The sequence below is a fragment of the Amycolatopsis sp. NPDC050768 genome (assembly GCF_040654155.1).
Taxonomy (GTDB): Bacteria; Actinomycetota; Actinomycetes; order Mycobacteriales; family Pseudonocardiaceae; genus Amycolatopsis.
Window position 1 is genome coordinate 665161 of the sequence record NZ_JBFAHL010000001.1, and the last position, 12043, is coordinate 677203.

Genomic DNA, 12043 nt, shown 5'->3' on the forward strand with positions numbered 1-12043 from the left:
CACAGACCGGGAAATCCGGTTTGTGTGGCCCATCAGAGGGAGACGTGCGTCACTGCGGATCCCCCGGAAATCCCGTTACCATCGGTTACAGGTAACAAATGGCGCTTGCCGCCGGTAACGGGATGAAGGCTTCCACTCCGGGTACCCCACACTTCGGGAACTCCCGAGTCCTCGACGAGTAACCTCGGGGGTGGCCTGGTGATCCAGCCGACATCGCCGGGCGGGCGTTTCCCCGGGGGCCGACCCGGGGTCGCAGCACGTCGGGAGAGAGGGATTCCCTGACCCATGAGCACGAGTGCGAACGGCGGTCCGGGAAGCACGGCGGCCGGCAACGGTCACAGCAGCGCTTCCCTGACCAGCTCGAGGTCGACCGAAGTCAGCAAGCTGGACCGGGTGGTCATCCGGTTCGCCGGTGACTCGGGCGACGGCATGCAGCTGACGGGCGACCGGTTCACGTCCGAGGCCGCGGCCTTCGGCAACGACCTGTCGACGATGCCGAACTTCCCCGCCGAGATCCGCGCGCCACAAGGCACGATCCCAGGCGTCTCGTCGTTCCAGGTGCACTTCGCCGACTACGACATCCTCACGCCCGGCGACCGGCCCGATGTGCTGGTGGCGATGAACCCCGCCGCGCTGAAGGCGAACCTGCGCGACGTCCCGCAGGGCGGCACGATCATCCTCAACACCGACGAGTTCTCCAAGCGCAACCTCGTGAAGGTCGGGTACGACAACGACCCGCTCGACGACGACACGCTGTCGGCCTTCCAGGTCCACCGGGTCGCCATGTCGACCCTGACACAGGGCGCGCTCGCCGACACCGGTCTCGGCAAGAAGGACGCCGAGCGGTGCAAGAACATGTTCGCGCTCGGGCTGCTGTCGTGGATGTACCACCGGCCGACCGAGGGCACGGAGCGGTTCCTTCGCGAGAAGTTCGCGAAGAAGCCGGACATCGCCGAGGCCAACATCCTGGCCTTCCGCGCGGGCTGGAACTACGGCGAGACCACCGAGTCGTTCGCCACGACGTTCGAGGTCGCGCCGGCGAAGCTCGACCAGGGCACCTACCGGCAGATCACCGGCAACACGGCGCTGGCGTACGGGATCGTGGCGGCCGGGCAGCAGTCCGGGCTGCAGATCCTGCTGGGCACCTACCCGATCACCCCGGCGTCGGACGTCCTCCACGAGCTGTCCAAGCACAAGAACTTCGGCATCATCACGTTCCAGGCCGAGGACGAGATCGCCGGCATCGGCGCAGCGCTGGGCGCCTCGTACGGCGGCGCGCTGGGCGTGACCTCGACGTCCGGCCCGGGCATCGCGCTGAAGTCGGAGACCATCGGGCTCGGCGTGATGACGGAGCTGCCGCTCGTGGTCATCGACGTGCAGCGCGGCGGCCCGTCCACGGGTCTGCCGACCAAGACCGAGCAGGCCGACCTGCTGCAGGCGATGTTCGGGCGCAACGGCGAGTCGCCCGTGCCGATCATCGCGCCGCTCTCCCCCGCCGACTGCTTCGACGCGGCGCTGGAGGCCACGCGGATCGCGCTGAAGTACCGCACGCCGGTGCTGCTGCTGTCCGACGGCGCGATCGCCAACGGCTCCGAGCCGTGGCTCGTCCCGAACGTCGAGGACCTGCCGGACCTGCGTGTGGAGTTCGCGCAGGAACCCAACTCCGACAACGGATCCGGTGAGTTCTGGCCGTACGTGCGCGACCCGGAGACGCTGGCGCGCGCGTGGGCTGTGCCGGGCACGCCGGGGCTGCAGCACCGCATCGGCGGCCTCGAGAAGGCCGACGGCACCGGGCACATCTCCTACGACCCGGACAACCACGAGAAGATGGTGCGGCTGCGCCAGGCCAAGATCGACGGCATCGACGTGCCCGACCTGGCGGTCGACGACCCGTCGGGCGGCAAGGCGCGCGTGCTCGCGCTCGGCTGGGGCTCGTCCTACGGCCCGATCGGCGCGGCCTGCCGGCGCGTGCGGAAGCTGGGCATGCCGATCGCGCAGGCGCACCTGCGGCACCTCAACCCGCTGCCCGCGAACCTGGGCGAGGTGCTCCGGTCCTACGACAAGGTCGTGCTGCCGGAGATGAACCTGGGCCAGCTCGCGCTGCTGCTGCGCGGGAAGTTCCTGGTGGACGTGCACTCGTACACCAAGGTGGCGGGGCTGCCGTTCAAGGCCGAAGAGCTGCAGAACGTGTTCGCCGACATCATCACCAGCACCATCCCGGAGGGCGTCAAGTGACCGCCATCGACCTCGGACTGCCGCAGCTCGGCGGTCTGGACCTCGTTCCCACCACCGACGAGCCGCAGAAGGCCAAGGACTACAAGTCCGACCAGGAAGTGCGCTGGTGCCCGGGCTGCGGTGACTACGTGGTGCTCAACGCCGTGCAGTCGTTCCTGCCGACGCTGGGCCTCAAGCGCGAGAACATCGTGTTCATCTCGGGCATCGGCTGCTCGTCGCGCTTCCCGTACTACCTCAACACCTACGGCATGCACTCGATCCACGGCCGCGCGCCGTCGATCGCGACCGGCCTGGCCACCACGCGCCCGGACCTGTCGGTGTGGGTCGTCACCGGCGACGGCGACGCGCTGTCCATCGGCGGCAACCACCTGATCCACGCGCTGCGCCGCAACGTGAACATCAAGATCCTGCTGTTCAACAACCGGATCTACGGCCTGACCAAGGGCCAGTACTCGCCCACTTCGGGCCAGGGCATGGTCACCAAGTCGACCCCGATGGGTTCGGTGGACACGCCGTTCAACCCGCTGTCGCTGGCGATCGGCGCCGAGGCGTCGTTCGTGGGCCGCGCGCTGGACTCCGACCGCAAGGGCCTCACCGAGGTTCTCGAGGCGGCGGCCCGCCACCGCGGCTCGGCGATCGTCGAGATCTACCAGAACTGCCCCATCTTCAACGACGGCGCGTTCGACGTCCTGAAGGACAAGGACGAGGCCGCCTCCCGGCTCATCCCGCTCAAGGCGGGCGAGCCGATGCGCTTCGGCGCCGAGGGTGAGTTCGGCGTCCGCCGCGGCGAGTGGGGTGGCCTGGACGTCGCCAAGGTGAGCGACATCGGCGAGGACAACCTGGTCGTCCACAACCCGACCATCGCGGACACGTCGTACGCCTTCGCGCTGACCCGCCTGGGCGACCAGAACCTGACGCACGTCCCCACGGGCATCCTGCGCCAGGTCGAGCGCCCGACCTACGACGACGGTGCTCGGGCCCAGGTGGAAGAGGCCCGCGCCGCCCGCAAGCCCGACCTGCAGGGCCTGCTGCGCGGCAAGGACACCTGGACTGTCGTGTAGTTCTCGGTCTGACACGAAAGAAGGCCTCCCCGCTTGGCGCGGGGAGGCCTTCTTTCGTTGCTGGGTAAGACTTAACTCAACCACGCCGCGAGATCGCGCGCTCAAAGGCGATCTCGCACGCGGCGGCGGAGCCGACGCCAAAAACACAGAGGCCGCCGAGACACAGCTTTTCTGGTTGCCCCGGCGAAGCCGCAGGCAATCAGGAAAGCGGCCGGAACCCAACACGCTCAGCATCGGCGGCCGTACGGAACCAGACTTCGGCGACCATTCGCGGGAACTGCGGCGATTCTTCGGTGCAGTACCGCAAAGCCGTGACACTGGCCTTGACCGTGAAGGCGTCCGACGGGCGGCCGCCGCCGGGGCGGGGCATGGCGGAGCCGGGGCCGAAGGGGCCGGGCGGCACGGAGTCCTCGCCGGTGTCGCGGGCCGGGGGCGGTTCGGGGGCGGCCATGGCGGCGACCTGGTTGGGCTGCACGGACGGCTCGAACAGCGAACCGCTGTGCGCGCCCGTGAGGTCCGGCTCGCGGCGTTCGACCGGCCGCATCGACGGCTGGATCGGCCGCGGCGGCTCGAAGCCGCCGCGCGGGGACTCGCGGGGCTGGCGCTTGGGCAGGCCGCCGGGCTCCAGAGGTTCCTCTGTGGACTCTTCGGATTCCTCCACCGCGGCCGCCTGCGCCGCCATGGCCGGAGCCGGCGTCAGGTGCTCAGTGGACTCGGGCTCGTCGAGGTAGTCACCACCCGGCGCATCCTCGAAGGGCGAGCGGTCCGGCAGTTGCTTCGAGAACCAGTCCGATTCGGACTGTTCCGTCGCGGGCGCGGGCTGGAACAGCGACACCGGCTCGTCGGACGGCTCCAGGCGGCTCTCGAACGACGAGGGCTCCAGCGTGCTCTCGAAGGGTTCGAGCTTGCTCTCGAACGGTTCCACCGCGCGGTGGTAACCGCTGCCGTGGTCCTCGTCCTCGAGATCGACCGCGTGGTGGTAACCGCTGTCCGGCTCGCGCGAGACCGGGCTGAGGTACTCCGTCGCGGCCGCGCGGTAGACGTCGCCACTGTCCACGGAGGACGCCAGGGCCGGCTCGTCGGATTCGGGCGAAGCGCCCGGGTCCGGCGCGGTGCGGTACTCGGCGTCGTACTCCGCCTCCGGGTCGAACCCGGCGGGCGGCGTCGTGGCGATCAGCTCGGTCGGCGCGTGCTCGCGCTCGTCGCGGGTCCACGCCGGCTCGCTGTCGGGTTCCGCGAAGTCGGACGTGAACACCGGTTCCGAAGCCACGGGAGCGTCCACCGGCGGCAGCACCGACGTCCGGCTGGACGCGGCGGCCAGCGCGGCCGCGTTGGCCGGCGTGCGCGCGTTCTCGGCGTGCGCGGACGCCAGCGCCTCTTCCAGCTCACGGATGCGCTTGCGCGCAGGCACCACGAGGACCAACCAGGCCACGAGCGCGCCGACGAAGAACGCCAACAGGCTCCACAGCCAGACTTGTCCGAAAATGGACATCTTCTCTGCCCCTTTTAATGCGTCCGCGCGACCAGGTAGTCGGCGACCGACTCGCAAGCGTCGCGCGCGGGGGAAGCGGGCAGCGCGGCGAGCTCGGCACGTGCCCGCGAAGCGTAGTCGGAAAGGGTGACGCGCGCGCGTTCGAGTCCACTCGAGCGGCGCAGCAGCTCCAGGGCTTCGGCGACCACCTCGTCCTCGGCGATCGGGCCGGCCAGCAGCTCCACGAGCCGCGGGTCGGTGTCCGGGTCGGCCAGCGCGTAGAGCATCGGCAGCGTGCGCACGCCTTCGCGCAGGTCCGTGCCCTGCGCCTTGCCCAGCTCGTCGGACGGCGACGCGATGTCGATGATGTCGTCGGAGATCTGGAACGCCGTGCCGATGATGTCGCCGAACCGGCGCAACGCCTGGATGTACGCCTCGGGGGCGCCCGACATCATGCCGCCGAACCGCCCGGACGTCGCGATCAGCGAGCCGGTCTTCTGCGCGATGACGGTGAGGTAGTGCTCCACGGGGTCGTCACCGGGGCCGGGGCCGACCGTCTCGCGCATCTGACCGGTCACGAGCTCGCCGAACGTCTCGGCGATGATGCGCGCCGCGTCCGTCCCGAGGTCGGCGACCAGGCGCGAGGCGTGGGCGAAGAGGAAGTCGCCGGTCAGGATCGCGACGGTGTTGTCCCAGCGCGCGTTGACGCTCTCCGCGCCGCGCCGCATGGTCGCCTCGTCCATCACGTCGTCGTGGTACAGCGTCGCCAGGTGCACCAGCTCCACCGCGGCGGCCGCGATGAGCACGTGGTCATCCTGGCGCGGCCCGAACTGCGCCGACAGCAGCGTGAACAGGGGCCGGAAACGTTTGCCCCCCGCCTCGACCAGGTGCAACGCCGCGTCGTGCACCGCCTGCACATCGCTCTTCACGACGTCCCGCAGCATCGCCTCGACGTCCGCCAGCCCGCCGGCGATCGACCTCAGCAGCGTCTCGTCCTCGATCTGCAGCCCGACGGTCGCGCGGAGGTCCTCGACGGCGCCATCCCGCGCAGCGGGGGCTCCCGCCCCCGGGGGTGGTGAAGACACAGACACGTCGGCTCCGCTCTCTCATGCGCCGGTCGGGTTATCCGGCTTTCAGAGTAGTGGCTACCCCTGGTACGCCGTTTATCCGCTGTCCAGGGGAAACGGTGACGAACATGACACCGGAGGGCAACCCGGTCCCAGAAGTCAAGGCCGGGCCCCGAACGGGTTGATCCCCCGGCACGGACGAGTGATCAACGCCCGGCAGCGCAACGGGCGAAACGGGCGCGCGGATATTCACTCAGTGGGAGTTCGCCGGCGCGGTCCGTGCGGCTTGAGTGCAGGGAGGTCAGGACATGCTGAAGAACGTGAAGACGGGGCTCGTCGCGGCGGTGGTGATGGCGGGGAGCGTGGTGGCCGGCGGGGTGGCCCACGCGCAGACGCCCGCGGGTGTGGCCGACCTCGGTGAGGCGAGCTTCACCAAGGGCTCGACCACGGTGATTGTGCCGTCGCTGGCGCCGTGCGCGGTCGAAGGGCCGACGAGCGCGTCGGCGGGCTCGCTCAGCAAGACGGGCCTGAGCTGGGGCGGAGGCACGTCGTCCTGTACGACCACGGTGGTCGACCCCGACAACGACACCACCAGCACCAAGTCGACGGCCACGGGCAAGAACTTCGAGCTCTCGGCCCTGGTCAGTAGTGGTGGCCCGCGCATCCGGCTCGCGAGCTACACGGTCACGTGCGACGCCGTGCAGCGCCAGACGAGTGCCAATTGGACGTTCAGCGGCCTGGCCGGCATCACCGGCCTGCCCTCCCCCGTTCCCGCCGGTTATACGAAGCCCATCACGAAGTCGGGCGGGACCGTGCTGGCCAACGCGGTTTTCAACACCCAGACGTTGCCCGGCGACGGCAGCATCAGCTTGACCATGCTGCGTATCGACTTCCAGCCCGCATCCGGCCTTACGGGCTCAGTCGTCGTCGGTCGCACTTCGTGCTCCCCCACGCCGTAATTTGGCCTCGACTCCGTCGAGGCGTGCGAGATCGCCTTTGAGCCGGCTCCTGGATTGAGTGATCTGACCGGCCGGGGGCCGATCGGATCACTCAATCCAGCAACCGGCGCGATCTCGCGCGTGGGTCGGCACCGCGGCGTCAAGCCAGGAGCGCGGCGCGGAGTTCGGAGTCGCGGAGCAGGTCGAGGAGGGAGGCGTCCGAGAAGATGCGCGGCGCGCCCGCCAACAGAGCCTGGCGGAGCATCGCGTGCAGGACGTCGGCGTGAGGCTGGTCGCGCAAGGTCCAGATGGCGCGGCGGCGGGTCTCGGCGGAGCCGTTCCACCAGTGGAACACCAGCGCGGCCACCTGGTCCACCGCGAGAGCGCGCCCACGTTCCAGCAACGGCCGGTTGAGGCCGCAGATCTCGATCGTCGCGCGGCCTTTGTCGGTCAGCGGGCGGTAGGTGCCGATGGACAGCACCAGGAACAGGTGCTCCAGCGGATCCTCGGCGGTCGGGTCGATCAGCAGTGGCCGGCCCGAAGCGTCGAGCGGGAAGCGGTCGCGCTTGTGGTGGCTGTTGCAGTACTCGCACGCCAGCAGGTGGTTGAGCCAGTCGAACGCGCGCCGCGGCGCCAAAGCCACCGGCTCGAAGTGGTCCACAGTGGACCCCAAGCCGTCACCGCAGTACATGCAGTAGCCGCGGCCCGAGGCCATCGCGGCCAGGTGCGTGCGGATCGACCGGCGGGCCCCGCGCGCGGAAGTCCACAAGCGACGCGCGGTTTTGCTGTCGCCAGACGGAATCCGCGAGGTAAGTCGCACCAACTCGAGAGCAACCGCAGCGGGCAGCGCCACCCTGCGCAGCGCGATCACCGTTCGTCGAAGTGGCGCGTGACGTCGTCGACGCGGCTGGGCGGTGAGCTGCTCAGACGGTCGCGCAGCTGCTCCCATTCGCGCAGGCCGTCGGCGTCCGCCTGGCCCGTGGCCACGAGCAGCTCCAGCTCGGCCAGGTGCTCGCGCAGCTCCACGGCCCGCGGCGAGTACGGGCTGTCGAGCCCGAACAGGTCCGACAGCACGGCGTCGTCGCCACTGCCGTAGACCACACGCTGGTACAGCTCGTCGGACACCACGCGCGGCGGCTCCTGCTCGTCCGGCCCCGGCAGGCGGATCAGGCCACCCGGATCGGCGGCCTGGCACACGTAGGGGCTGTGCGTGCTCACCACGAACTGGATCCGCGGGAAGTGCGCCTTCAGCCACGGCCCGATGCGCTTCTGCCACGACACGTGCAGGTGCGCGTCGACCTCGTCGATCAGCACCACGCCGGACGCGTCGATCCCCAGCCCCGCGTCCGCCAGCTGCCGCACGAGGTCGACGACCAGCGCCGTCACCGTGCGGTAGCCGTCGCTCATCTCGCGCAGCGGGAACCGGTCGCCGCGGTAGGACACCCACAGGCCGTCGGAGTCGACGTCGCGCACGCGGTAGCCGTCCGGCAGCAGGCCGTCGCCCAGCAGTGTGAGCACGGAGTCCTTCAGCTCCTGCGCGCCCGCCTTGCCCTCCAGCGCGCGCAAGTGCTGGTTGATCAGCCACGCCACGCCTTCCGCGAGCGAAGCGTCTTCGCTGAACAGGCTCGCCACGCGCGCGAACTCCCCGCGCATCAACGACTGCGCCTCGGGCGCGCCCCCGGCCAGCCGCCGGAACGGCCCGTAGCCGGCGCAGAACGCGGGCCCCTCGCCCACCACATCGACGTCAATGGAACTGCCCTCGGCGACCAGGCTCTCGGCGAAGGGCGGCTGCACGAGCGCCTGCGCCAGCGCCCGCAGGAACGTCGTCTTGCCCGACCCGTTGCGCCCGGCCAGCACGGTCCAGCCCGGCCCCGGCAGCTTCAGGTCCACCGTGCGGGCACCGCGGAACCCCAGGACGTCCGTGATCCGCACCCGCTCGATGTGCATGCCCTGAGCTTATCGGCCCGGACAAGCCGAAGGCCGCTGTGTTCATGGCGTCGGCTCCGCCGCCGCGGGCGAGATCGCCTTTGAGCCGGCTCCTTCCCTCCCGACATGATCGGCCCCGGGGGGCCGACCACATCGGGAGGGAAGAAACCGGCGCGATCTCGCGGCGTGGTTCAGAAAACCTACGAAGCGAAGCCGCCCGAGCTGGCCCACGAGAGAGCGAACGAGGGAACCAGGCCGAGAACCAGCGTCACCACCACGCCGAGGGTGATGGCCGCCGTGGTGAAGCCGCCCGGGATGGCGACGGTCGGGCCGTCGGCCGCCGGCTCGGAGAAGTACATCAGCACGATCACGCGCAGGTAGAAGAACGCGGCCACCGCGCTGAACACGAGCGCGATCACCACCAGCGGAGCCATGCCGTCGGACAGGGCCGCGGAGAACACCACGAACTTGCCCACGAACCCACTGGTCAACGGAATACCGGCCAGCGCCAGCAGCAGGAACGTGAACACGCCGGCCAGCACCGGCGACCGTTTCGCCAGCCCCGCCCATGCGGACAGGTGCGTAGCCTCACCGCTGGAGTCGCGCACCAGGCTGATCACGCCGAACGCCGCCAGCGTCGTGAAGCCGTAGGCCAGCAGGTAGAACAGCGTGCTCGACAGGCCGTCCTCGGTCATCGCGATGGCACCGACGAGCAGGAAGCCCGCGTGGGCGATCGAGGAGTACGCGATCATGCGCTTCACGTCGGTCTGCGTGAGGCCGAGGATCGCGCCGATCGCCATCGAGATGATCGCCACGGCCCACAGCACCCCGCGCCACTCCCAGCTTGTGGAAGAGAACGCGACCGACAGCACGCGCAGGATGGCGCCGAACGCGGCGACCTTCGTGCACGCCGCCATGAAGGCCGTGACCGGAGTCGGCGCGCCCTGGTAGACGTCCGGCGTCCAGGTGTGGAACGGGCCGACCGAGCCCTTGAACAGCAGACCCACCACCAGCAGACCGAGGCCTGCGAACAGCAGCGTGTCGGAACGGTCCGAGCCGGCGGCGGCGTTGGCGATGTCGGCGAGCTTCACGGAGTTCGCGTAGCCGTAGAGCAGCGCGAGGCCGTAGAGGAAGAACGCCGAGGAGAACGCGCCGAGCAGGAAGTACTTGACCGCCGACTCCTGCGAGATGAGCCGGCGCCGCCGGGCCAGGCCGCACATGAGGTACAGCGGGAGGCTCAGCACCTCGAGCGCGATGAACATCGTGAGCAGGTCGTTGGCCGCGGTGAAGGCCATCATGCCGCCGAGCGCGAAGAGCGTGAGCGGGAAGACCTCGGTCTGCGACGTCGTCGCGGAGGCGACCTGCGCGCGGTCCTGCACGGTGCCGGGGCTGATCGCGGCCTGCGCCACGAACGCGCCACCGGGCTCCACCTTGCGGTCGGCGATGAGGAACACCGCGCCGAGCCCCAGCAGGAGCAGCGTGCCCCAGAGGAACAGCGACGGCTGGTCCACCGAGATCGCGCCGGCGAACGTGGTCACGCCCGCCTTCGGCGCCGTCCGGGTGGCGTACATGATCAGCGAGACCCCGGACGCGAGGATCGCGATCACGGTCACGAAGACCTGCGCGTACCAGCGGGAAGCCTTCGGCGCGAACGCCTCCACCAGCACGCTGACGCACGCGACGCCGAAGATGATCAGCAACGGCAGCACGGCCGCGTAGTCGACCGAAGGTGTCGCCACCTGGGCCGACGGAGCCTGGGAGAGACCAGGCCCAATGAGACTGTCGAGCACGGTTTACTTGCCTCCCTGCACGGCAGACAGCGTCGCCTGCACCGACGGGGTGATCGTGTCGAGCACCGGCTTGGGGTAGAAACCCAGGCCGATGATCAGGATGACCATCGGGGCCAGGATCGCGATCTCCCGCCCGCCGAGGTCCTTGATGGCCTTCTTGGCCCCGAGCTCCGGCGCCATCGCCGTGCCCGGGCCGCCGCCCACGCCGATGAGCGCGTCACCGCGCACCGGGCCCTGCATGATCCGCTGGTAGAGCCACAGCACGTAGGCCGCGGCGAGCACCATGCCGACCGTCGCGATGATCGTGTACACCGGCTGCGTCACGAACGAGCCGATGAGCACCAGGAACTCGCTCACGAACGAGTTGGTGCCCGGCAGCGACAGCGCGGACAGACCGGCGATCAGCAGCATCCCGCCGAGCAGCGGGGTCACCTTCGCCATCCCGCCGTAGTCGGAGATCCGCGTGGACCCACCGCGCATCACGATCAGGCCGATCACCACGATGAGCATCCCGGTAGAGAGGCTGTGGTTCAGCATGTACGACACGGAGCCGATCATGGCCTGCTCGTTGAAGGCGAAGATGCCCAGCGAGATGAACCCGAAGTGGGCGATCGAGACGTAGGCGATGAACCGCTTCATGTCGCTCTGCCCGGCCGCGAGGATCGAGCCGTAGATCACGCCGATCACCGAGAGCACCAGCACCAGTGGCGCCAGCGCCTTGCTCGCCTCGGGGAACATCGGCAGGCAGTAGCGCAGGAAGCCGAACGTGCCGACCTTGTCCAGCACACCCACCAGCAGCACCGCGACGCCGATCGGAGCCTGGCTCGCGGCGTCCGGTAGCCAGGTGTGGAACGGCACCAGCGGCGCCTTGATCGCGAACGCGAGGAAGAAGCCGAGGAACAGCCAGATCTGCGTGCCCGTCGGGGCGTCGCGCACGACCGTGACCAGCGTGGCCCAGTCGAACGTGCCCTTGCCGAGCTTGTCCGACGCCAGCGAGTACGCGCCGATCGCCGAGGCCAGCATGATCAGGCCGCCGAGGAACGAGTACAGGAAGAACTTCACGGCCGCGTACTGCCGGTTCGCGCCGCCGTAACCGCCGATCAGGAAGTACATCGGGATCAGCATGATCTCGAACAGCACGTAGAAGAGGAACACGTCGGTCGCCGCGAAGACGCCGATCGTGATCGCCTCCTGCAGCAGGATCAGCGACAGGAACCCACCGGCGGTGCGGCCGGCCGGGAGCTTGTCGGTGAGCCCGAGCGCGCCCACGACGATCGGCACCAGCAGGGCGATCACCGCGATCATGATCAGCGAGATGCCGTCGGTGCCGAACGAGATGTGGATGCCGAAGGTCGGGATCCAGTCCATCGAGGTCGCCTGCTGGATCCGCGCTCCGGACGGCGAGTAGCTCGCCCAGAACGGGATGATCAGCAGGAACTCCACAATGGACACGACGAGCGCGGTCGCGATCGCGGCCCGGTCGTTCCCCTTGAGGAACGCCAGCACCAGCGAGCCGACCAGCGGCAGCAGGATGAGCGCCAGGAGCCAAGTCATG

General features: G+C 69.5%; 9 protein-coding genes. 3 read left to right on the plus strand and 6 right to left on the minus strand.

Going from position 1 to position 12043, the window contains the following annotated elements:
- Positions 1-285: 285 nt before the first annotated feature.
- Together AB0H62_RS03415 and AB0H62_RS03420 are read left to right on the plus strand one after the other, a co-directional pair.
- On the plus strand, positions 286-2235 hold the full coding sequence (locus AB0H62_RS03415) for a 2-oxoacid:acceptor oxidoreductase subunit alpha (RefSeq protein ID WP_220245994.1): 1950 nt from the start codon (positions 286-288) through the stop codon (positions 2233-2235).
- Entirely contained in the window at positions 2232-3296 is a 1065-nt protein-coding gene (locus AB0H62_RS03420; RefSeq protein ID WP_220245993.1) for a 2-oxoacid:ferredoxin oxidoreductase subunit beta, read from the plus strand. The genes AB0H62_RS03415 and AB0H62_RS03420 overlap by 4 nt, the downstream gene beginning before the upstream one ends.
- A gap of 199 nt (positions 3297-3495) precedes the next feature.
- Here the strand turns inward: AB0H62_RS03420 and AB0H62_RS03425 are convergent, their stop codons facing one another.
- Both AB0H62_RS03425 and AB0H62_RS03430 read right to left on the minus strand, forming a co-directional pair.
- On the minus strand, positions 3496-4788 hold the full coding sequence (locus AB0H62_RS03425; RefSeq protein ID WP_360583881.1) for a LapA family protein: 1293 nt from the start codon (positions 4786-4788) through the stop codon (positions 3496-3498).
- A gap of 14 nt (positions 4789-4802) precedes the next feature.
- The gene (locus AB0H62_RS03430; protein WP_220245991.1) at positions 4803-5852 is read right to left on the minus strand and encodes a polyprenyl synthetase family protein; all 1050 of its coding nucleotides are present in this window, start codon (positions 5850-5852) and stop codon (positions 4803-4805) included.
- Between the two features lie 290 nt (positions 5853-6142).
- Here AB0H62_RS03430 and AB0H62_RS03435 point away from each other — a divergent pair, with 290 nt between their 5' ends.
- The gene (locus AB0H62_RS03435) at positions 6143-6793 is read left to right on the plus strand and encodes a hypothetical protein (RefSeq protein WP_360583883.1); all 651 of its coding nucleotides are present in this window, start codon (positions 6143-6145) and stop codon (positions 6791-6793) included.
- Between the two features lie 139 nt (positions 6794-6932).
- Here the strand turns inward: AB0H62_RS03435 and AB0H62_RS03440 are convergent, their stop codons facing one another.
- From AB0H62_RS03440 to AB0H62_RS03455, 4 genes are all read right to left on the minus strand, one after another.
- Complete coding sequence (locus AB0H62_RS03440; protein WP_360583885.1) at positions 6933-7541, minus strand: HNH endonuclease; 609 nt, start codon at positions 7539-7541, stop codon at positions 6933-6935.
- 98 nt (positions 7542-7639) lie between these two features.
- The gene (locus AB0H62_RS03445; protein ID WP_360583887.1) at positions 7640-8719 is read right to left on the minus strand and encodes an AAA family ATPase; all 1080 of its coding nucleotides are present in this window, start codon (positions 8717-8719) and stop codon (positions 7640-7642) included.
- Between the two features lie 179 nt (positions 8720-8898).
- A complete protein-coding gene (gene nuoN / locus AB0H62_RS03450) occupies positions 8899-10473 on the minus strand; it encodes an NADH-quinone oxidoreductase subunit NuoN (RefSeq protein ID WP_220247330.1) in 1575 nt (524 codons plus the stop codon).
- A gap of 18 nt (positions 10474-10491) precedes the next feature.
- Positions 10492-12042, minus strand: a complete 1551-nt coding sequence (locus AB0H62_RS03455; RefSeq protein WP_220245987.1) for an NADH-quinone oxidoreductase subunit M — start codon at positions 12040-12042, stop codon at positions 10492-10494.
- Position 12043 lies beyond the last annotated feature (1 nt).